Below are 20,650 nucleotides of genomic sequence, written 5' to 3'. Positions count from 1 at the left end.
TGATGCCAGCCGCGCCGGAAGCGCGAGACCTGGTTAGCTTAGCCTCACCTAAGTCAGATATGTGAAGTGTCTGAGAGCGGTCCACGCCGGGGGATGACTACGGGTCGGCCGCTCTCGGGATCGTCGAACACGCGGACCGCCGTCCGGTACACGGCACCGATCCGTTGGGCGGTCAGCACGGAAGGCGCATCGCCATGAGCGACGATGGCGCCGCCGTCGATCATCGCGACCTCGTCGGCATAGGCGGCTGCCAACGAGAGGTCGTGTAGGACGACCACTACCGCGCGTCCCGCTGCGGCGAGCCGACGGGCGACACGCAGGACGTCCTCTTGGTGACGAAGATCGAGCGCCGCCGTGGGCTCGTCCAGCAGGACCACCGGCGCATCCTGTGCCAGCACACGGGCGAGCGACACGCGGGCCTGCTCACCTCCGGACATCGACGGATAGGCGCGGTGCAACAGGTGCGCGACATCCGCCTGCGCGACCGCCGCAGCGATGCGGGACCCGTCGTCCGCAGCCTGCGGCGTCCCGATCCAGGGCGACCGCCCCATTCCCACGACCTGCGCTCCCGTGAACGGGAAGGCGACCTGATTCGCCTGCAGCAGCACCGCCCGGCGCCGCGCCAGCTCACGCGGCGACCACGCTGACAGGGGCCGAGCGTCGAACATGATGCGCCCGGTCGTGGGCGACTGATCGCGGGTCAGAAGCGACAGCAGGCTGGACTTCCCGGCACCGTTCGGACCGACGAGCGCGAGCAGCCGGCCGTAGTGGACCTCGAGGGAGACGTCTCGGAGGATCGTCGCGCCCCCCAGCCGCAGCCCGACGCCCTGAACCTCGAAGGCGATGCTCGTCATGCCCAGCCCCCCGTCCGGCGGCGCGTGCGACGGATGAGCCAGAAGAAGAAGGGCCCGCCCACGAGCGACGTGAGGATGCCGATGGGCGGATCAGCCGATACGACCACCGTCCGCGCGAGCAGGTCCGCGTAGACCAGCACCACGGCGCCGCCAAGCGCCGATACGACGATCAGCGCGCGGTGGGCGGGGCCCAGCAGCATCCGGACGACGTGCGGCACGACGAGTCCGACGAAGGCGATGATCCCGACGAAGGCGACGGCGACACCGGTGAGCAGCGCGACCACCACGATCGAGACGACGCGCAGCGCTTCGACCCGCACCCCGAGGTGAGCGGCCGTGCGGTCGCCGAGGGCCAGCAGGTCGTAGCGGGGTGACAGCGCGATCGCGACGATGAGTCCGATCGCTCCGACCAGCGCGACGACACCGACCTCGGGCCAGCGCGATCCGTTCATCGAACCCAACTGCCAGAACACGATCTGCTCGCGCGAGGCCGTGTCGCCGACGAACATCAGCAACGCGAGCGCGGCGCCGGCGAAGGCGTTGACGGCGATGCCGGTCAACAGCAGCGTGATCGCCTCGGTACGCCCGTGCGCGCGCGCCGCGGCATAGACCACGAGGGTTGCGACGAGACCGCCGACGAACGCGCAGGCAGCGACCGACCACGGCCCGAGCAGCGTGACGCCCGCGGTGATCGCGGTAGCAGCGCCCACCGCGGCGCCCGACGAGACCCCGACGACTCCCGGCTCCGCGAGCGGGTTGGCGAAGATCGCCTGCATGACGGCCCCCGCGACAGCCAGAAGCGCACCGACGAGCAGCGACATCGCCACCCGCGGGAACCGGATCTGCCACAGGGTCTGCTCGACCAGCATGTCGGTGGGAGCCGCCTCGTTCGGGACGCCGACGGCGCGCAGCAGCGATCCGAGCACCGCCCCGGCACCGACGGGGAGCTGACCCAGACCCGCCGACAGCACGACACCCACGGCGAGCAGCAGTGCGGCCACCGTCACCGTCACCGCTCGGTGACGGTGTGCTCGGAGGGCTCCCGCCCGAGCGGGCTCCGCCGGTGCCGATGCGGGCGGCGGGGTGGAGACGGTGGTCACGGCTGCGTCTCGGGCGCATAGACCGCGCGCGCGAGGGCGTCGAGCACGGCGGCGCTGCGCGGACCGAACGAGAGGATCTGCCCGTCGGCCATGTCGACGAACCGCCGGTGCTGCCCCGCCGCCGTGAGCGCGATCGCCGGTTTGTCCTCGAGCAGGCCGTCCACGCCGCCCACCGAGGCGAGCCCGTCGCTCATCACGAGGATCAGATCGGGATCGGCGGCGACCATCGCCTCGTCGGTCAGGGGCTGCATCCCCGTCCATCCGAGCTCGGCGGCGACATCCCTGCCGCCGAGTCCCGCGATCAGGTCGTCGGCGCCCGATTCGGAGCCGAACAAGTAGTACACCCCCGCCGACCCGCGCAGATACAGGAACGCCATCCGCAGGCGATCGTCCGGATCGGTCGGAGCGAGGGTCGCGATCTCGCCGCGCGTGCGCTCGACATCCGACGCGATGCGTTCGGCCAGGCGGTCCCCCGCCGCGGGCGCACCGAACGTCGCCCCGACCTCGCGCGCCAGCTCGGCGGCTCCCTCGAACGAAGACGCGCGCTCGACGAAGACGACCGTGATGCCGACGTCGCGGAGCTGCTGCACCACATCGGCAGGCCCGATGCTGCCGTCGGTGATGACGAGCGTCGGGGCGAGGGCGATGATGGCCTCCGCGTTGACGGTATGTCCCTCGCCGGTGACGACGGGCAGGTCGGCCGCTCCCGGGAACGTCGTCGACACGTCGCGTCCGACCAGCCGTTCGCCGAAGCCGAGGCCCCAGACGGTCGCTGCGAGCGAACCTGACAAGTCCATCGCGACGACCCGCGAGGTGTCCGTCACCGTGACGGGGAGCGCGCCGGTGAGATCGCGCGAGACCACCGTCGTCGGCAGGCTCTGCGTCGGCGACTCGTCGACCGGCTCGACCGCGGCATCGCCCAAGACGGCGGTCGACGGGCCCTGGACAGCGCGAGGATCGGCGTCCGGGACGAGCGCGGTCAGCGGCGCCCGGTCGGCGGCGACGCCGACGTCGCCCATCGGCTCCGCGACCGGGGTGCACGCGGCCAGCACGAGCGCGACGAGCGCGACGAGCGCCGGCGGGACGACACGGCGCCGGTCGATGCCGCCGGTCTTCACACCCGTCACGCGTCAGGTCCGCCCGCGGAGCGCGACCCCTCGCGGGCACGGCGCGTGGCCACGACGGCGGCGGTGGTCCCACCGACGACCGCGACGAGGGCCACCGCGACCGCCGCGATGACGGGAGCGGGCGAGCCGCCGCCGGACGATTCCTGCCCCCGCGGGGCGGGCGTCTCCGCCGTCGCTGGGGATCCGGTCGGGGCGGCGGGCGTGGCCGTAACGGTCGGCGCCGCGCAGCTGCCGGATGCGGTGAAGGTCAGCGGGTCGAACGGCGTTCCGGTCTCGTAGTTGCCGAACGCCTCGAACCCCTCCGCGGTGATGGCCGTCGCGGCATCCGTGGCCGTCAGGGTGATCATGCCGCCGCCGTCGGCGGCATCGACCGACATCCCGGCGAGATCGAGCGTCACGAGCGGCACCCGGGGGCTCGTCACCGCCGTGCGGTCTCCCGCCAGGGCGCTGTCCATCGACACCCCGACGAGGTCGACGAGCACACGCCCCGACCCCGGCGCGATCTCGACCGTCGCGTTCTGCACCGTCGTGTCGAGCAGGCCGCCGTGCCCCGAGAACCGGATGCCGCCCGGGAAGGCGATCGTCCCGGTGCCGCTGCCCGGGTCGAAGCTGCCGGCACCGCCGGTCCACGTGAAGACGGGCGTCTCGTAGCCGACGCCGCCGAACGGCTCCCATGCGCCCTTCGCGATCGAACCCGAGATGTACGAGCGGAACGACTCCTTGAACCCCCAGGTGACGGTCGCGTCGGTGATCGTGCACCCAGCAGCGTCGGGCACGGCGGCCTCCGCGTCGATCGCCTGGACGGGCAGGACGGTGATCGCGGCAGCGGCGACGGCGACGGCGACGAGCGTCGCAACGCCCCCGCGTCGACGGACGGCAGAGCGCACGGGGACTCCTGGGGTCGAGATGAGAGCGACCAGATAAGGTCAGCCTAACCTACCCTAGCGTCGCAACGCTCAGGCTCCAGCCGTGGGCCTGCGAGGTATCAGGGACGCAGCGGCAGCAGCGCGATGAGGTCGGCGCGGGTGCCGGACGCGGTCAGGCGGCCCGCCGACGCGGCATCCGTCCAGGCCAGCACGCCGGTGGCGAGATCGATCCAGGTCAGCGGGTCGGTCTCGACCACGTTCGGCGGGGTCCCCCGCGTGTGGCGCGGACCCTCGACGACCTGCACGGCACCGAACGGCGGCACGCGCATCTCGACCGCGTTGCCCGGCGCCTTCTCGACGAGCAGCTGCAAGAGATACCGCACGGCCGTCGCGAGGTCGGTGCGCGCCGGCTTCTCGCCCGCGTCATGAGCGGTCGCGACCGCGGCCAGGGCGGCGCGGCCGTCGGCGGTGAGGATGCTGCGGGCCATGGGTCCTACGCTAACGCGGTCGGTAGGCTGGCCGGGTGAAGATCCTGGTCCTCGGCTCGGGCGCGCGCGAGCACGCCATCCTGCTCGCTCTCGCCGCGGAAGGAGCAGGCCACGAGCTGCTCGCGGCGCCCGGCAACGCCGGCATCGCCCGAGACGCCGAACTGGTCGCGGACCTCGACCCCAACGACCCCGTCGCGGTCACCGAGTTCGCCGGCAGCGCGAACATCGACCTCGTCATCGTCGGGCCCGAAGCACCGCTCATCGCGGGTGTCGCCGACGCGCTGCGCGAGCGCGGCATCCCCGTCTTCGGCCCCGGAAAGACCGCCGCCCAGCTCGAGGGCTCGAAGGCCTTCGCCAAGCGCGTCATGGACGAGGCGGGCGTGCCCACCGGCCGTGCGGTGCGCGCCCGGAACCGCGCCGAGGTCGAGACGGCGCTCGACGAGCTCGGTGCGCCGCACGTGGTCAAGGCCGACGGCCTCGCCGCGGGCAAGGGCGTCATCGTCACCGACGACCGCGAGGCGGCACTCGCCCACGCCGACACCTATCTGCCGAGCGGTCCGGTGCTCATCGAGGAGTTCCTCGCCGGCCCCGAAGTCTCGCTCTTCTTCGTCTCGGACGGCGACACCGTTCGCGCCCTCAGCCCCGCGCAGGACTACAAGCGCGCCTACGACGGCGATGCCGGTCCGAACACGGGGGGCATGGGGGCGTACTCGCCGCTGCCGTGGCTCGCCGATCGCTTCGGGAGCGAGGCGGAGTTCGTCGCGGAGGTCACGCGCACCGTCGCGGAGCCCGTCATCCGCCACCTCGATGCGGAGGGCACCCCCTTCATCGGCCTGCTCTATGCGGGCCTCATCCTCACCGACTCGGGCATCAAGGTCATCGAGTTCAACGCCCGCTTCGGCGACCCCGAGACGCAGGTGGTGCTCGCGCGGCTCACCTCGCCGCTGTCGGAGCTGCTGATGGCCGCCGCGAGCGGTCGCCTCGAGTCCGAGCCCGACCCGACCTTCTCGAGCGACGCGGCCGTCACCGTCGTGCTCGCGAGCGAGGGCTACCCCGAGAACCCGGTGACCGGCCGGCAGCTCGCGGGGCTCGACGCGGCGGCATCCGTCACGGGTGCGCACCTCGCGCACGCCGCGACCACCGAGACGGTCGACGGGCTCGTCGCCACGGGCGGCCGCGTGCTGAACGTCGTCGCGCGCGGCACCGACTTCGCCGAGGCCCGCGACCGCGCCTATCGCGCCCTGGCCGAGATCACGCTCCCCGGCTCGCACCACCGCACCGACATCGCCGCCCGCGTCGCCGAGTAGGCCGCGGCACGAGCACCGGCCGGGGGTGCGACGGACTCAGCGCCGGCCGAGGTGAGCGGGACGCTTCAGGAACACGACGACGATCGCGGCGGCGGCGATGACGACGGCCGGCAGCAGCATCGCCTGCGCCATGGCCGACGAGAAGCCTTCCGCGACCGCGGGCGGCATGGCCTCCTCGCCGAACCCGCCGCCGGCGGCATCCCCCGCTCCCGGGAGGTTCGCTTCCAGGCGCGACTGCATGAAGGCGGCGATGGCGGAGGAGCCGACGACCGAACCGACGGTGCGGGTCGTGTTGTAGATGCCCGATCCGGCGCCGGCCTGACGCGGCGGCAGGTTCCGCGTCGCCGTCGTGGCGAGCGGCCCCCACATGCCGGCGTTGGCGACGCCGATGATGGCGGCGGGGATGAGGAGCAGCAGCACGGGCGCCTCGGTGTTCATCAGCAGCGCGTAGCCGCCCAGTCCCACGACCATGAGACCGAGCCCGGGCACGAGCAGCAGACGCGGGTCGACGCGGTCGAGGATGCGGCCGGCCACCGGCGCGAGCGCACCCGAGAGGATCGCCATCGGCACGAGCAGCAGCGCCGACTGGGTCGGGGTGAGGCCGCGCGCGAGCTGCGTGAAGAACGCCATCGGCAGCGCCATGCTCGTCACGGTGAAGCCGACGGCGGCGATCGCGAGGTTCGAGATCGCGAAGTTGCGGTCGCGGAAGAGCTCGAGCGGCACGAGCGGCTCGCTCTTGGTGCGGGACTGCGTCCAGATGAAGACCCCGAGCACCACCAGGCCGGCCGCGATCATGAGCCAGATCCCGGGCGCCCAGTCGTAGTGCTCGCCCTCCTGCAGGCCGAACACGATGAGGAACAGCGCGACCGCGCTGAGGATGACGCCGACGATGTCGAAGCGGTGCGGGTGCGTCTCGAGCTGGGGCACGAGACGCCACGCGAGGACGAACGCCACGATGCCGACCGGGATGTTGACGAAGAAGATCCACTCCCACCCGAAGCCGTCGACGAGCAGACCGCCCGCGAGCGGTCCGACGAGCGTGGCGACACCGGCGGTCGCGCCCCACAGCCCCATGGCGGCGCCGCGGCGCTCGGCCGGGAAGGTCCGCGTGATGACGGCCATCGTCTGCGGCGTCATCATCGCCGCACCCAGACCCTGCACGGCGCGAGCCACGATCAGCGCGGCGAGCGACCCCGACAGGCCGCACGCGACCGAGGCGACCGTGAAGATCGCGAGGCCGATCAGGTAGATGTTCTTCGGGCCGAAGCGGTCGCCGAGGCGGCCGGTGACCAGCAGCGGCACCGCGTAGGCGAGCAGATACGACGACGTCACCCACACCACGTTGTCGAGGTTGGCGGTCGCCGGGTCGAGCGCCGCCTTGATCGCGGGGTTCGCGACCGAGACGATCGTCGTGTCGACGAGGATCATGAAGAACCCGATGACCAGCGCCCACAGGGCGGGCCACGGATTGGCGGTCGGCGTCGCGCCTTCGGGGGCGCGGACGGTAGTGGTGTTCTCGCTCATGAGCGTGCGGCTTCTCTCTGTGCCAGGTAGCGGTCGGTGGCGGGCAGGTCGGCGACCCCCCACACGTTCTCGGGGTGACGGATGTCCTCGACCGCTTCGTCGAGCCAGGCCACATCCGCGGCGAGCAGCGCCGTCTCGCGGTGGACCTCGATGAGGAACTGGGGATACGAGCCGTGCTCGATCGCGCGTGCCCGAGCCGTGCGATGCGCCTCGAGGGATGCCGCGAGCGCGGCGCGCCGCTCGGCGAGCAGCGCGAGCACATCGGCCCGATCGAGGTTGTGGGCCTCGGTGAGTGCGACGCGGAACCGTTCCGGCCGGTCGATCGCGGGCAGCTCGCGGCGGATCCAGGCGACGAGCGCGGCGGCACCGGCATCCGTCAGCGCGTACGTCGTGCGCTCGGGACGGTTGCCCGCCCGATCCGTGCCCGTCTCGACGATGAGACCCTGACGGCCCAGGCGCGCGACCGTGTGGTAGATCGTGCCGTGGGTCAGAGCGACGAGACGGTCGGCCTTGCGGTCGCGCAGCAGGCGGATCATCTCGTACGCGTGCATGTCGTCCTCGCGCAGCAGGGCGAGGAGCATCAGCCCCAGCGGGGTGAGCCGGTCGACGGCATCCGACACGGCGCACCCCCTTCGCGATTAGTCCATGTGGACTATACGGGGTTTTTCCCGGCCCTCCAGCGAGGAGCGTTCAGTCCCCTGCGCGGTCGACCCCGAAGACCGCGGCGCCCGCGACGCCGGCACTGCAGGCGATCGCTCCCGCGTACAGCAGGACCGACCCCAGCCACGCGGGTTCGCCTGCGGGCGAGATGCCTGTTCCGACCGCGAAGACGCCGACCGCGAATACGCCGACGCCGACGAGCACGATGATGCTCGACACGATCACGCGGGCACGCGCGGCGCGATCGGCTGCTCGGCGCACAGCGTCGTCGCGCTCGCCGAGGTCGTTCGTTGCGGGGGTCGAGCCGCCGTCGCGGCGACCATCGAAGGCCGGGTCGGCGAACCGCCAGGTGAGTGCCGCCCAGACGATGAACATGCTCAGGGCGAGCCGCACCGGCGAAGCGAAACGCTCGAGGTCGGGCGCGATCGCCACGAGCACGATCGTCACGAGGAGCAGCACGAGACTTGCGGCGATCATCACCACCGCGAGTCGCCGCAGCCGGCGCGTTCGGACCGTCGGTCCGTCAGATGGTGCCGTCACGGTCCCCCCGCTCCCGCCACGACTCGCAGCGCTTGCGCCACACGGTACCGGCACCGACCTCGCGCGCGCGAGGAGCTTCGGCCTCTCCGGGATAATGGCCGGGTGAGCGCCCTCGATCTGCCCGGCTGGAAGCACGTCTACTCCGGCAAGGTCCGCGACCTTTACCGGCCCGCCGACGAGGCCGCTGCGGGGGACGGCCGGATGCTGGTCGTCGCGAGCGACCGCGTCAGCGCCTTCGACCACGTGCTCGAGCCCGGCATCCCGGGCAAGGGGGACCTGCTCACCCGCCTCAGCCTCTGGTGGTTCGCGCAGCTCGCGGGCCGGGACGGCGGCCGCGTCATCCCCAACCACCTCGCCGGCGGCGAAGCGCCTCCCGCCGACGTCGCCGCGCGCGCGATGGTGGTGCGCGAACTCGACATGCAGCCGATCGAGTGCGTGGTACGCGGCTACCTGACCGGATCGGGCTGGGCGGAGTACCGCGCGGACGGCACGGTGTGCGGCATCCCGCTGCCCTCGGGGCTCGAGAACGGCGACCGTCTGCCCGAGCCGATCTTCACACCGGCGTACAAGGCGCCGCTGGGCGAGCACGACGAGAACATCTCGTTCGAGCGGACGGTCGAGATCGTCGGCGCCGACACGGCCGCAGCGCTGCGCGACACCTCGCTCGAGATCTACACGCGCGCCGCCGCGCTCGCGGAGCGGAAGGGCCTCATCCTCGCCGACACCAAGTTCGAGTTCGGGCTCGACGCCGACGGCGTCCTGACCCTCGCCGACGAGGTGCTCACGAGCGACTCGTCGCGGTACTGGGATGCTGCAGCGTGGCGCACCGGCTCGACCCCTGACGAGCGGATGGCGAGCTACGACAAGCAGATCGTGCGCGACTGGCTCGCCGCCGCATGGGACAAGACCGGCGCTCCCCCGGCGCTGCCCGCCGAGATCGTCGCGCGCACGGCGGCGAAGTACCGCGAGCTGCTCGACACGCTCGCGGGCTGACCCGGCGTTACGGTTGGGTTTCCTCCGGAGCGCCGACCGGGGCGTCCAGGGAGCTCACAGGTAAGGTGGGGCCGCTCTCGCGCTCCATCCCGAATCCCTGTTCCCGAGGAGTCCCATGCCCATCTGGTCCCTCCACGGCGACGGTCGCACCGTCGCGCGCGGTGCCGTCGTCAAGCCCGACGAACGGCTGAACTGGCCCGGCACCATCGCGATCGGCGCGCAGCACGTCGTCGCGATGTTCGGCGCCACCTTCCTCGTCCCGATCATCACGGGCTTCCCGGTGTCGACGACGCTGCTGTTCTCGGGCCTCGGCACGCTCGTGTTCCTGCTGATCACCCGGAACAAGCTGCCCAGCTACCTCGGTTCGTCGTTCGCGTTCATCGCACCGATCACCGCGCTCAACGGCGGCAACCGGCTCGAGACGCCCGAGCAGATCACCCAGGCCCTGCTGGGCGTCGCGGTCGCCGGTGTTCTGCTGGCCGCGGTGGGCTTCATCGTGCAGGCGTTCGGCACCGGCTGGATCGAGAAGCTCATGCCGCCGGTCGTCGCCGGCGCCATCGTCGCGCTCATCGGCTTCAACCTCGCACCGGCCGCGTGGGGCAACTTCCAGCTGCAGCCCGAGGTCGCCACGGTGACCCTGTGCGCGGTCATCCTCTTCAGCGTGCTGTTCCGCGGGTTCCTCGGCCGCATCTCGATCTTCCTCGGCGTCATCGTCGGGTACGTCGTCGCCGCGGTGACGGGTCAGGTCGAGTTCGCCGCGGTCGACGCCGCGCCGTGGTTCGGGCTTCCCGACTTCCACCTCGTCGCGATCGGGGATGCCGCGGCCTGGTCGATCGTGCCGATGTTCCTGCCCGTCGTGCTCGTGCTCATCGCCGAGAACGTCGGACACGTCCGCGGCGTCGCCACGATGACCGAGGACCCGTCGCTGAACAAGCACACCGGCCGCGCCCTCATCGCCGACGGCGTCGCCACGACGCTCGCGGGCGGCTTCGGCGGGTCGGGCACGACCACCTACGGCGAGAACATCGGCGTCATGGCCGCCACCCGCGTGTACTCGACGGCGGCGTACTGGGTCGCGGGCCTCGTCGCGATCCTCCTCGCCTTCTCGCCGAAGGTCGGCGCGGTGTTCAACACCATCCCCGCGGGGGTCCTCGGCGGCGTGACGACCGCCCTGTACGGCCTCATCGGCGTCATCGGCATCAAGATCTGGGTCGACAACCGGGTCGACTTCTCGCGTCCGGTGAACCAGTACACCGTCGCGGTGTCGTTCGTCATCGCGATCGCCGGGTTCGCACTGAACCTCGGCTCGCTGCAGTTCGGAGCCATCGTGCTCGGCACCGTGGCGGCGCTGGTGATCTACCACGCCGGCAACGCGATCGCCCGTCTGCGCCGCACCGGCGCCGACGACGGCGGCCCCATCCCCGCGGTGGGTCAGCTCGGCGGCGACCCGCAGTAGCAGCGCGCCTGCGGCGCGGGACGAGCGCTCAGTCGCCTCGTCCCGCGCCGGCGGGCAGCGACAGGGTGATGGTCGTGCCGACGCCGAGCTCGCTGTCGACCGTCACCCGTCCGCGGTGCGCGTCGACGATCGCCTTGACGATCGACAGGCCGACGCCGATGCCTTGAATCGCGTTCCGGCGCACGGCCTGCGCGCGGTAGAAGCGGTCGAAGACCCGGCGCCGTTCGTCGGCGGTCATCCCGATGCCGGAGTCCGCGACCGCGATGTGGATGTCGCCGGCGGCATCCCGCTCGGCACGGACGGTGACGGTCCCGCCGCGGCCGGTGAACTTGATCGCGTTGGTCAGCAGGTTCTCGACCGCCTGTGTGATGCGGGCGGGGTCGATGACTGCGGTGAGCTCGGCCGGCGCCTCGACCTCGAGCGCGACGCCCGCCCGCTGCGCCGACAGCCGCAGCGGCTCGACCACGTGGTCGAGCAGGGTCGTCACCTCGGTCGGCTCGGCGACGACCTCGATGTTGCGGTCAGCCGCCGTCAGCAGCTCGCTGACACGGTCGAGCAGCAGGTCGGCGTTGCGTGAGACGGTCTCGAGGTAGGTCGCGACGCCGAGCTCGCCCGCGCGATCGCCGAGGGTGTCGATGATCTCGTCGGTGAACCCGATGATCGAGGTCAGCGGCGTGCGCAGCTCATGCGAGACGGTCGTGAGGAACTCCTCGCGGATCTCGATGGCGTCGGCGAGCTCGGTCACGTCGTACGCCGCGATCACGGTGCCCACCAGCATCCCGTCCGCACGATGGACGCGGCGCGTCGAAGCCAGGATGGCGATCTGATTGCCTGGCTTGCCGAGCCATTCGAGGTGGCTCGCGATGACCTCGCCGCGCAGCGCGCGCGGGATGATCTGCTCCTCGAGCGGGATCGTGGTCTTGCGATCGGCCATGAGCACGTTCGGCCCTGCGTAGGGCGGCGCGTCCAACCGGAACCCGACGACGTCGACCATCTGCTCGGCGGCACTGTTGGCCAGGGCGAGCTCGTTCTTGGCGTTGTAGAACGCGACCGCCCCGGTGACCGTGTCGAGGATCGAGCGCAGCAGCAGCTCGTCGTCCTGCGACTTCTCGAGCAGCGCCTGCTGCGCGCGGCCGGCGTCCTCGACCCGCTCCCGCCCGCGCCGGAAGCTCACCGCGCCCATGTGGATGCCGACGGAGATGCCGGTCGCGATGAGCGGCAGCGCCGACACGTTGATGAAGGCGAGGAGGCTCGCGATCGGCTGCCCGCCGAGGGCGAACGGCAGGGCGGCGATGAGGATGCCGCTGACGAACACCACCACGAGCCCGGGCCAGCGGAACCGGTACGCGATCCACGCGAAGGGGAACAGGCACAGCATCCCGATCGTGGGCAGGTAGGGCACGAGGGCCGCGCGGACGGCGGCGATGCCGACGATGTCGAGCAACGGCACGATGACGACCCACCCCGTCGAGAGCCACCGGCGGCGGGGGAAGAGGAACAGCGTCGAGGCGAGCAGCGTGACGGCGACGCCGAGCCAGAGCACGGATGACTCGCGCAGTGCCGGGACTTCGAGAGCGAGGGCGACCGCGAAGAACAGCACTCCGCACAGGAACGGGAGCTGCAGACGCAGAAAGGTCTGCCCGGCGCTGAGGGGCGTCCACAGGAGCCGATGGGGCATGGGATCGAGGTTTCCTCTCCACCGGAGTCCCCTCCGGTGCAGCACCCGAAGGCGCGTCAGGCCGAGCCGCGGATGATGAGCTCGGTGTCGAGGATGGTCACCTCGGGGGGAGATTGGCCGGCGAGGCGCGCGATCAGGACGTCCGCCATGCTTTCACCCTGGGCGAACGAGGGCTGCCGCATCGTCGTCAGCTGCGGGTCGGTGGTCAGGGCGATCGGCGAGTCGTCGAAGCCCACGACGGCGACATCATCGGGAACCCGGATGCCTTCGGCCCCGAGCACCTGCATGGCGCCGCGCGCCATGAGGTCGCTTGCGACGAACAGCGCGTCGAGGGGCTCTTCCGTCGCCAGGATCTCGCGCATCGCGACGGCGCCCGACTCCGTCGTGAAGTCGCCGCGTGCGACGGGGGCGGGGCTCAGCCCGGCGTCGGCGATCGCGAGCCGGTACCCCTCGGCGCGGTCGACGCCCGCGGGCATCGACGGCGGTCCGAGGATGGCGCCGATGTGCCGGCATCCGCGCTGCACGAGGTGGGCGGTCGCGTCGCGCGCGCCGGCGACGTTGTCGACGTCGACGTAGTAGTCGCCGCCGCGCGTGCGCACCGGACGGCCGCCGTAGACGACGGGCACGGCGGCGGCGATGCGATCGATGAAGGTGTCACTCGTGTGGTGCGAGACGACGATGGCTCCGTCGACGGCGCCGCTGCGGACGTACTGCGCCGTCTTGTCGCCGGGGTCGGCGCTGGCCATGATCAGGTTCAGCACGTAGTTCGACCGACTGATGCGGGCGTTGATGCCCGACACGACCGAGGCGAAGAACGGGTCGCCGAACAGCCGTGTGGTGTCTTCCGGCACGACGAGGGCGATCGCCATCGTCGAGCGGCTCGCGAGCGATCGTGCCGCGCGGTTGGGCACGTAGTTGAGCTCCTCGATCGCGCGCCGCACCGCTTCGAGGGCGCCGGAGCTCACCGCCGTCGAGCCGTTCACGACCCGCGAGACGGTGGAGCGGGATACACCGGCGACGGCCGCGACCTCTTCGATGGTCGCGGCCGCCCGGTTCTGATCGGAGATCACAGCGTGGGCTACCTCGGGACGGCGGTCCGGGCGACATCCCCGCCGGCGGGGACGTCGATCGCACGTTCTGCGATGACCCGACGATACTCCTTCGCGCTGTCTTTCAGCGTGCGTTCCTGGGTGTGGTAATCGACGCGGACGATGCCGAATCGCTTCTCATAACCCCAGGCCCACTCGAAGTTGTCGAGCAGCGACCAGTAGAAGTAGCCCCGCACGTCGACACCGGCATCCCGGGCGTCGAGGACGGCACCCAGGTGCGCCCGCAGGAACTCGGTGCGCTCGGCATCGGGGACGCTCTTCTCACCGTCGACGACCACGAGCTCGTCGTCGTACGCGGCGCCGTTCTCGGTCACGTACAGCACGGTCCCCACCGGCTGCGCGTACTCGGTCCACACGCGTCCGAGCAACTCGGTGAGCCCGGCCGGCTGCACCTCCCAGTGCATCGACGTGCGGGGCAGGCCGCGCTCGTGCCAGTAGATGTCGTCCCCGGCGGGCCACGGGCTGCCGGTCTCGCGGTCGGTGGGCGCGTCTCCCGGGGTCGGCGGGTTCGGGTCGGGCTGACCGCCGACGAACTCGCCGTGGTAGTAGTTCACGCCGAGCGCATCGAGCGGCTGGGCGATGACCGCCTCGTCGCCGGGCCGCACCGCCTCGCGCCAGCGCGCGACCGCGGCGGCATCCACCTTCTCGATGTCGGCCACCACGTCCGCCGGGTAGGCGGCGCGGAAGATCGGGTCGAGGAACCAGCGGTTGAACTGACCGTCGATGCGGCGCGCGGCGTCGCGATCGGCGGCGTCGGTCGGATCGGCCGGCTCGGCCACCGTGAGGTTCAGCGTGATGCCCAGCGACAGCGACGCATCGCGCTGACGCAGCTCACGCACGGCCTGACCGTGTCCGAGCAGCAGGTGGTGCGCCGCGAGCATGCCGTCGCCGATGTCGAACCGGCCGGGGGCGTGGATGCCGGCGGTGTAGCTGAGGAACGACGAGCACCAGGGCTCGTTCAGCGTGGTCCAGTGGTGCACCCGGTCGCCCAGCGCGTCATGCATGTCGAGCGCGTACTCGGCGAACCGGTCGGCCGTCTCGCGCAGGGTCCAGCCGCCGCGCTCCTCGATCGCCTGGGGCAGGTCCCAGTGGTACAGCGTCAGCCACGGGATGATGCCCGCGCCCAGCAGCTCGTCGACGAGGCGCTCGTAGAAGTCGACGCCCTTCGGGTTGAGCGGGCCGCCGTCGGGCCGCACGCGCGACCAGGAGGTGGAGAACCGGTAGGTGTCGAGCCCGAGGTCCTTCATCAGAGCGACGTCGTCGCGGTAGCGGTGGTAGTGGTCGCAGGCGACGTCGCCGTTGTCGGCGTTGATGACCGCTCCGGGCACGCGGGCGAACGCGTCCCAGATCGATGCGGTGCGGCCGTCTTCGAAGGCGGCGCCCTCGATCTGATAGGCGGCCGTCGCGGCTCCGAAGAGGAAGCCGGTCGGGAAGGCGCGGGAAGGGTTCATGGTCTCCTGCTCGGAACTGTCCAGGTGGAGGGTCATCCCTTCACCGCCCCGGCCATGATGCCACTGACCAGCTGCTTGCCCGCGAAGATGAACAGCAGCAGGAGCGGGATGGTCGCGAGGATCACGCCGGCGAGCACGACCGAGTAGTCGACGAAGTAGTTCGACTGCAGCAGCGACAGTGCCACCGGGAGGGTCGGGTTCTGCCGGTCCAGCACGATGAACGGCCAGAAGAAGTTGTTCCAGGCCCCGACGAACGTGAACAGGAAGAGCATCGCGGCAGCCGGTCGTGCCGCCGTCATCCCGACCGTCCAGAACGTCCGGATCATCGATGCCCCGTCGACACGGGCGGCCTCGATGAGCTCGTCGGGCACCGCCTGACGCAGGTACTGCGTCATCCAGAAGACACCGAAGGCGCTCGTGAGGGCAGGGATGATGATCGCGCCGATCTGCCCCGTCCAGCCGAGGTCGGAGAACAGGATGTACAGCGGCACGACGCCCAGCTGCTGCGGCACCGCCATCGTCGCCACGACGAAGACGAGCAGGGCGGGGCCGCCGTGGAAGCGGAGCTTCGCGAAGGCCCAGCCGGCGAGCGTGGAGGTGACCACGACGGCCGCGGCGATGAGGAACGAGCTGTAGATGGAGTTCCACAGCGCAGGCCAGAAGTTCACCGCGGGGTTGCTGATGACCGACGCCGCGTTCTCGAGGAAGTTGCCGCCGGGGATCCACGGGAAAGGCTTCCGCAGCGTCGTCGAGTCGCCCGAGCCGATGACGAACGACCAGTACAGCGGGAAGGCCGCCGAGAGGAAGACCGCCCCGAGGATCGCGTAGGTCCAGAACCCGGGACGGCTGCCGCGGATGCGGCGGGTGCGCGCCCCACGGCGGCGGGCCGCGGCGTTCGGGATGCCCTCTTCGACGGTGGCGAGGGGCGTGGGGGTGGTGCCGATGGTGCTCATGCCTGCGTCTCCTTCAGCGCGCGTTGCGCCTCTTTCGCCTGCTGGCGTTGCTGCCGTTTGCTGAGCTCGCGGCGGAGTCCTTCATCACGCACGAGCGTGCGGGTGATGAGGAGGTTCAGCAGGCCGATGAGAAGAATGATGATGAAGAGGATCCACGCCATCGCCGCGGCGCGACCGAAGTTCCACTGGCCCCAGCCGACGTCGTACAGATACAGCGTGATGGTGAGCCACTGCTGCGCCGAGCCGCCGCGACCGGCCTGGTCGAACACGCGCGGCTCGTCGAAGATCTGCAGACCGCCGATGGTCGCGGTGATGATGACGAAGATGAGCGTGGGCTTGAGCGACGGCAGCGTGATCGAGAAGAACTGCCGGATCGGACCGGCGCCGTCGACGGTCGCCGCTTCGTAGAAGTCGCGGTTCACGGCCTGCATGGCCGCGAGCAGGATCAGTGTGTTGTAGCCCATCCAGCGGTAGTTGACCATCGTCGCGATGGCGACGTGACTCCAGAACGGCTCGACGTGCCACGGGATGGCGCCGATGCCGATGGCCTGCAGGATGCCGTTGATGAAGCCGGACTGGTCGGCGAACATCGCGTTGAAGATGAGGCCCACGGCGATCGGCGCGACGACGTAGGGCACCAGCACGGCCATACGCCAGAACGTCTTCGCGCGGATGTTGCGGTCGAGGACGGCGGCGATGAAGACCGCCAGCACCAGCTGAGGCACGCTCGAGAGCAGGAAAATGCTGAAGGTGTTGCGCAGCGCCGTCCAGAAGTGCGGCTGCGACAGGATCCAGATGTACTGGTCGAATCCGATGAACTCGCCCTCATTGCGGATGAGGTCCCAGTCCATGAACGAGATCACCGCGGTGTAGGCGATCGGGAAGAGCCCGACGATCGCGAACATGATGAAGAACGGCGAGATGTAAAGGTACGGCGAGAAGCGGAGATCCCACTTGCTCAGCTTCTGCGAGAACGAGATCACGCGAGGCTGACGGATGCCGTCGTCGGGGCGGGGTGCGCGCGTGGTGGGGCGCGGCTGTGTCGTGGTCACGGTCGTCCTTCGCGGGGGTCGAGAGGAAGGATGTGCCGGGGCGCGCCGCATGCGACGCGCCCCGACGAGTCAGGTCAGAAGCTTCCGACCTCGTTGACCCAGGTGTCCCAGCTGGTCTCCTTGTCCTCGATGCCGTCGAAGACGCGGGTGATCGCGTTGCCGAGAGCGTCGTGGTACTGGAAGTACTTCGGTCCCTTGAAGGTGGTGACAGTGATCGCGTTGGCGCGGTCGATGCCGATCTCGCCGGTCGGCGCGTCGTTGAAGTAGGGGCTCACGAAGCCGGTCAGGTCGGCGCTGGACTGCGCCTCGGGCTGGCTCGGGAAGGTGCCCGCGTTGTTGAACGCCTTGATCTGCGTCTCGGGCGAGGTCAGCCAGTCGGCGAGCTTCTGTGCGTTCTCGACGTTCTTGCCGTTGGCCGGCACGACGAGGTACGAGCCGCCCCAGTTGCCGCCGCCCTCGGGGAACGCGTTGGCGATGTCCCAGCCGGCGATGTCGGGCGCTTCGCCCTCGATGATGCCGTGCATCCACGGCGGGCACAGCATGGCGGCGAACTCACCGCTGGCCATCGACGCGTACCAGTCCTCGGTCCACTGACCCGGGTAGGCCGCGATCGGGATGGCCTTGTCGACGACGGTGTCGTACGCCGCGCGGATGTCGGGGTTCTCGGTCGCCACGACGGTGCCGTCCGGCTCTTCGTAGGCGATCTCGAGCTGGTTCACGACGCCCTGCAGCACCGAGTTGGCCGAGTCGATGAACGGCTTGCCCGTCTTCTCGACGTAGTCGCTGCCGACCTGGAAGAAGGCGTCCCACGTCGGGAACAGCGCTGCGACGTCTTCACGGGCGGTGGGCAGGCCGGCCGCCTCGAACAGGTCGCCGCGGTAGCAGATGGCCTGGGGTCCGACGTCGGTGCCGTAGGCGACGAGGTTGCCCTCGGCGTCGGTTGCCGCCTTCTCCTTCCAGTCGAGCCAGCGGCCCTGCAGGTCCTCGGGCACGGGGGCGACGAGGTCGGAGTACTGCATCATCTCGGGGAACCAGTCGACCTCGACGCCCTCGACGTCGGCCAGACCGGTCTTGCCGAGCTTCTGGAAGAAGTTGGTCCGCGCGTCGTTCGACGTCGCGGCCTTGTTGTGGACGACCTTGATGCCGGTCTCCTCGGTGAACTCCGCCAGCAGCTCGTCGGTGTACCCGAAGTCGTTGAACGTGGCGAGGGTCAGGGTGTTCTCGTCACCACCGGAGGCTGCGTCGCCGCCGCCGCCGGAGCAGCCGGCGAGGACGAGAGCGGAGGTGGTTGCGACGCCGGCCACGAGGCCGATCCGCCGCAGGGCGCGTGAATTCACGTGTCACTCCTTCGTGATTGCGGTATCTGGTGCGCGGCGCTGCGCACCCGACTCTGGGAGCGCTCTCACCGATTGACCATGACCATACGGGAGCGTTCTCAGAGGCACAAGAGAGCGCTCCCACGTTTTCGATCACGATCGGGTCACAGAACCTGCCGTCCGTGGCGGATCGGATGCCGCGCGGCGCGGGCCGTCCCGCCCGTAGACTGGTCGCGCACCCATCCCGCGACCTCCGGAGCGAGCAATGCCCACCATCGTCGTCGACGTCATGCCCAAGGCCGAGCTGCTGGATCCGCAGGGCAAGGCCGTCTCGGGCGCCCTCACCCGCCTCGGCGTGGCGGGCTTCTCGGATGTCCGCATCGGCAAGCGGTTCGAGCTCACGGTCGACCGGGCCGACGACGCGACGCTCGACGCCGCCCGTCGCATCGCCGACGAGATCCTCTCGAACTCGGTGATCGAGGATGTCGTGAACATCGAGGTCGTCGAGTGACCGCGCGCATCGGCGTCATCACCTTCCCCGGTTCGCTCGACGATCGCGACGCGCAGCGCGCCGTCCGCCTCGCCGGCGGCGAGCCCGTCGCCCTTTGGCACGGTTCGCACGACCTCGACGGTGTCGACGCGCTCGTGCTGCCCGGCGGCTTCAGCTACGGCGACTACCTGCGCGCCGGCGCGATCGCGGCCCTCGCGCCGATCATGTCCGAGGTGAAGGATGCCGCTGCGAAGGGCATGCCCATCCTCGGCATCTGCAACGGTTTCCAGATGCTCGTCGAAGCGCACCTGCTGCCGGGCGGTCTCATCCGCAACGCGCACCAGCAGTTCATCCGACGCGACCAGGGCCTGGTCGTCGAGAACGCCGACACCGCGTGGACCCACGGCTTCGAAGCCGGCCAGGAGATCGTCATCCCGCTGAAGAACGCCGACGGCGGCTTCACGTGCTCGGCCGAGACGCTCAAGCAGATCGAGGGCGACGGGCTCGTCGCGTTCCGCTACCGCGGCGTGAACCCCAACGGCTCGCTCGACGACATCGCCGGCCTGACCAACGAGCGCGGCAATGTCGTCGGCCTCATGCCGCACCCCGAGCACGCCGTCGAGCCGGGCTTCGGCCCGCAGACGCCGTCGGCGATGCGCTCGGGCACCGACGGCCTGACGTTCTTCACCTCGGCGGTCGCGGCGGTCCTCGCCCGCGTCTGAGCCCGGATCGGTAGCGTGGGGGGCATGAGCGAATCCCCCCGTGCCGTCGTCGTCAGCGTGCCCACCGACGAACTCGCGTCCGACCTCGGCGACCTGCCCGCCGGCGTCGACCTGGTCGTCTGGGATCTGCGCTCCCCCGCGCCGCGCGACGCATTCGACCTCGTCGTCCCGCCGTACATGTCGGGCAAGCGCCTGCTCGCCGCGCTCGAGGGCGTGCGCGTCGACGTTCTGCAGAGCCAGTCGATCGGCTACGAGGGCATGGGCGCCTACCTTCCCGAGGGCGCGCGCCTCGCGAACGCGTCGGGGGTGCACGAGGCCGCGACGGCCGAGATCGCCGTCGGCCTGACCATCGCGGCGCAGCGCGACCTCGCCGACTACGTCCGCAACCAGGAGCACGCACGCTGGGCGCCCCAGTTCAGCCGGAGCGTCGCGGACAGCACCGTGCTGGTGCTCGGTTACGGCGGCGTCGGGAAGGCCGTGGCCGCGCGCCTCGCGCCGTTCGAGACGACGATCGTGCCCGTCGCCTCGCGGGCCCGCGACGAGGACGGCGAGCACATCCACGGCATCGACGAGCTCGCCGAGCTGCTGCCGCGCACCGACATCCTGATGATCACCCTGCCCGGCGGTGAGCCCACGCGCGGCCTCATCGGCGCCGAGCAGCTGGCTCTGCTGCCCGACGGCGCACTCGTGGTCAACGTCGGTCGCGGAACGGTGCTCGACACCGACGCGCTCGTCGCCGAGCTGCAGTCGGAGCGTCTGCGCGCCGCGCTCGACGTCGTCGACCCCGAGCCGCTGCCCGCCGATCACCCGCTGTGGTCGGCCCCCGGCGCCCTGATCGTGCCGCACGTGGGCGGCGCGGCCGACGCCATGCGCCCGCGTATCGCGAAGCTGGTGCGCACCCAGATCGAGCGGCTCGCGGCGGGCGAGGAGCCGGTCAACATCGTCGAGCCCTGACCCGCGGCCG

At 70.8% G+C, this 20,650-nt stretch carries 20 protein-coding genes; 6 read left to right on the top strand and 14 right to left on the bottom strand.

Annotated features, from left to right (window positions below):
* Nucleotides 1-53: 53 nt before the first annotated feature.
* From PUW82_RS02915 to PUW82_RS02895, 5 genes are all read right to left on the bottom strand, one after another.
* The gene (locus PUW82_RS02915) at nucleotides 54-854 is read right to left on the bottom strand and encodes a heme ABC transporter ATP-binding protein (RefSeq protein WP_274220840.1); all 801 of its coding nucleotides are present in this window, start codon (nucleotides 852-854) and stop codon (nucleotides 54-56) included.
* On the bottom strand, nucleotides 851-1,867 hold the full coding sequence (locus PUW82_RS02910; RefSeq protein WP_274221731.1) for a FecCD family ABC transporter permease: 1,017 nt from the start codon (nucleotides 1,865-1,867) through the stop codon (nucleotides 851-853). The genes PUW82_RS02915 and PUW82_RS02910 overlap by 4 nt, the downstream gene beginning before the upstream one ends.
* An 83-nt stretch (nucleotides 1,868-1,950) precedes the next feature.
* Complete coding sequence (locus tag PUW82_RS02905; protein WP_274220839.1) at nucleotides 1,951-3,081, bottom strand: heme/hemin ABC transporter substrate-binding protein; 1,131 nt, start codon at nucleotides 3,079-3,081, stop codon at nucleotides 1,951-1,953.
* Complete coding sequence (locus tag PUW82_RS02900; protein WP_274220838.1) at nucleotides 3,078-3,968, bottom strand: HtaA domain-containing protein; 891 nt, start codon at nucleotides 3,966-3,968, stop codon at nucleotides 3,078-3,080. The genes PUW82_RS02905 and PUW82_RS02900 overlap by 4 nt, the downstream gene beginning before the upstream one ends.
* 98 nt (nucleotides 3,969-4,066) lie before the next feature.
* Nucleotides 4,067-4,435, bottom strand: coding sequence for a sterol carrier family protein (locus PUW82_RS02895; protein WP_274220837.1), 369 nt, complete (start codon nucleotides 4,433-4,435; stop codon nucleotides 4,067-4,069).
* Between the two features lie 35 nt (nucleotides 4,436-4,470).
* Here PUW82_RS02895 and purD point away from each other — a divergent pair, with 35 nt between their 5' ends.
* Nucleotides 4,471-5,742, top strand: coding sequence for a phosphoribosylamine--glycine ligase (gene purD, locus PUW82_RS02890; protein ID WP_274220836.1), 1,272 nt, complete (start codon nucleotides 4,471-4,473; stop codon nucleotides 5,740-5,742).
* A gap of 36 nt (nucleotides 5,743-5,778) precedes the next feature.
* Here the strand turns inward: purD and PUW82_RS02885 are convergent, their stop codons facing one another.
* The 3 genes from PUW82_RS02885 to PUW82_RS02875 all read right to left on the bottom strand — a co-directional run bounded on the left by PUW82_RS02885 (nucleotide 5,779) and on the right by PUW82_RS02875 (nucleotide 8,466).
* Entirely contained in the window at nucleotides 5,779-7,266 is a 1,488-nt protein-coding gene (locus PUW82_RS02885) for a DHA2 family efflux MFS transporter permease subunit (protein ID WP_274220835.1), read from the bottom strand.
* Complete coding sequence (locus PUW82_RS02880; RefSeq protein WP_274220834.1) at nucleotides 7,263-7,886, bottom strand: PadR family transcriptional regulator; 624 nt, start codon at nucleotides 7,884-7,886, stop codon at nucleotides 7,263-7,265. The genes PUW82_RS02885 and PUW82_RS02880 overlap by 4 nt, the downstream gene beginning before the upstream one ends.
* Before the next feature lie 70 nt (nucleotides 7,887-7,956).
* Complete coding sequence (locus tag PUW82_RS02875; protein WP_274220833.1) at nucleotides 7,957-8,466, bottom strand: hypothetical protein; 510 nt, start codon at nucleotides 8,464-8,466, stop codon at nucleotides 7,957-7,959.
* Nucleotides 8,467-8,568: 102 nt separating this feature from the next.
* Between PUW82_RS02875 and PUW82_RS02870 the strand changes: the two genes are divergently transcribed.
* Nucleotides 8,569-9,459, top strand: coding sequence for a phosphoribosylaminoimidazolesuccinocarboxamide synthase (locus tag PUW82_RS02870; protein ID WP_274220832.1), 891 nt, complete (start codon nucleotides 8,569-8,571; stop codon nucleotides 9,457-9,459).
* Between the two features lie 115 nt (nucleotides 9,460-9,574).
* Nucleotides 9,575-10,915, top strand: coding sequence for a uracil-xanthine permease family protein (locus PUW82_RS02865; protein ID WP_274220831.1), 1,341 nt, complete (start codon nucleotides 9,575-9,577; stop codon nucleotides 10,913-10,915).
* Between the two features lie 28 nt (nucleotides 10,916-10,943).
* Here the strand turns inward: PUW82_RS02865 and PUW82_RS02860 are convergent, their stop codons facing one another.
* The 6 genes from PUW82_RS02860 to PUW82_RS02835 form a co-directional block, all read right to left on the bottom strand.
* Nucleotides 10,944-12,593, bottom strand: coding sequence for an ATP-binding protein (locus PUW82_RS02860; RefSeq protein WP_274220830.1), 1,650 nt, complete (start codon nucleotides 12,591-12,593; stop codon nucleotides 10,944-10,946).
* 56 nt (nucleotides 12,594-12,649) lie between these two features.
* Entirely contained in the window at nucleotides 12,650-13,663 is a 1,014-nt protein-coding gene (locus PUW82_RS02855; RefSeq protein ID WP_274220829.1) for a LacI family DNA-binding transcriptional regulator, read from the bottom strand.
* An 8-nt stretch (nucleotides 13,664-13,671) separates the two neighbouring features.
* On the bottom strand, nucleotides 13,672-15,153 hold the full coding sequence (locus PUW82_RS02850; protein ID WP_274220828.1) for a GH1 family beta-glucosidase: 1,482 nt from the start codon (nucleotides 15,151-15,153) through the stop codon (nucleotides 13,672-13,674).
* Between the two features lie 32 nt (nucleotides 15,154-15,185).
* Nucleotides 15,186-16,106 carry a carbohydrate ABC transporter permease gene (locus PUW82_RS02845; RefSeq protein ID WP_274220827.1) on the bottom strand — a complete coding sequence of 307 codons (921 nt, stop codon included), beginning with the start codon at nucleotides 16,104-16,106 and terminating at the stop codon, nucleotides 15,186-15,188.
* On the bottom strand, nucleotides 16,103-17,158 hold the full coding sequence (locus tag PUW82_RS02840) for a carbohydrate ABC transporter permease (protein WP_274220826.1): 1,056 nt from the start codon (nucleotides 17,156-17,158) through the stop codon (nucleotides 16,103-16,105). The genes PUW82_RS02845 and PUW82_RS02840 overlap by 4 nt, the downstream gene beginning before the upstream one ends.
* Nucleotides 17,159-17,232: 74 nt before the next feature.
* A complete protein-coding gene (locus tag PUW82_RS02835) occupies nucleotides 17,233-18,495 on the bottom strand; it encodes an ABC transporter substrate-binding protein (protein ID WP_274220825.1) in 1,263 nt (420 codons plus the stop codon).
* A 244-nt stretch (nucleotides 18,496-18,739) separates the two neighbouring features.
* Between PUW82_RS02835 and purS the strand changes: the two genes are divergently transcribed.
* From purS to PUW82_RS02820, 3 genes are read left to right on the top strand one after another with little or no spacing between them, the layout of a single operon-like run.
* On the top strand, nucleotides 18,740-18,985 hold the full coding sequence (purS, locus tag PUW82_RS02830) for a phosphoribosylformylglycinamidine synthase subunit PurS (RefSeq protein ID WP_274220824.1): 246 nt from the start codon (nucleotides 18,740-18,742) through the stop codon (nucleotides 18,983-18,985).
* Complete coding sequence (gene purQ, locus PUW82_RS02825) at nucleotides 18,982-19,686, top strand: phosphoribosylformylglycinamidine synthase subunit PurQ (RefSeq protein WP_274220823.1); 705 nt, start codon at nucleotides 18,982-18,984, stop codon at nucleotides 19,684-19,686. The genes purS and purQ overlap by 4 nt, the downstream gene beginning before the upstream one ends.
* 24 nt (nucleotides 19,687-19,710) lie before the next feature.
* Complete coding sequence (locus PUW82_RS02820) at nucleotides 19,711-20,640, top strand: 2-hydroxyacid dehydrogenase (protein WP_274220822.1); 930 nt, start codon at nucleotides 19,711-19,713, stop codon at nucleotides 20,638-20,640.
* Nucleotides 20,641-20,650: the final 10 nt, after the last annotated feature.

The sequence above is a fragment of the Microbacterium thalli genome, from assembly GCF_028737325.1.
GTDB classification, from domain to species: domain Bacteria; phylum Actinomycetota; class Actinomycetes; order Actinomycetales; family Microbacteriaceae; genus Microbacterium; species Microbacterium thalli.
The sequence above is the reverse complement of the archived record's forward strand: the minus strand, read 5'-3'. Positions and strand labels throughout refer to the sequence as shown.

Bases quoted from the DNA above. Each gene is read 5' to 3' on its own strand.
- PUW82_RS02915 (WP_274220840.1), bottom strand. From the start codon at position 854: ATGACGAGCATCGCCTTCGAGGTTCAGGGCGTCGGGCTGCGGCTGGGG.
- PUW82_RS02895 (WP_274220837.1), bottom strand. From the start codon at position 4,435: ATGGCCCGCAGCATCCTCACCGCCGACGGCCGCGCCGCCCTGGCCGCG.
- PUW82_RS02885 (WP_274220835.1), bottom strand. From the start codon at position 7,266: ATGAGCGAGAACACCACTACCGTCCGCGCCCCCGAAGGCGCGACGCCG.
- PUW82_RS02865 (WP_274220831.1), top strand. From the start codon at position 9,575: ATGCCCATCTGGTCCCTCCACGGCGACGGTCGCACCGTCGCGCGCGGT.
- PUW82_RS02860 (WP_274220830.1), bottom strand. From the start codon at position 12,593: ATGCCCCATCGGCTCCTGTGGACGCCCCTCAGCGCCGGGCAGACCTTT.
- PUW82_RS02850 (WP_274220828.1), bottom strand. From the start codon at position 15,153: ATGAACCCTTCCCGCGCCTTCCCGACCGGCTTCCTCTTCGGAGCCGCG.
- PUW82_RS02845 (WP_274220827.1), bottom strand. From the start codon at position 16,106: ATGAGCACCATCGGCACCACCCCCACGCCCCTCGCCACCGTCGAAGAG.
- purS (WP_274220824.1), top strand. From the start codon at position 18,740: ATGCCCACCATCGTCGTCGACGTCATGCCCAAGGCCGAGCTGCTGGAT.
- PUW82_RS02820 (WP_274220822.1), top strand. From the start codon at position 19,711: ATGAGCGAATCCCCCCGTGCCGTCGTCGTCAGCGTGCCCACCGACGAA.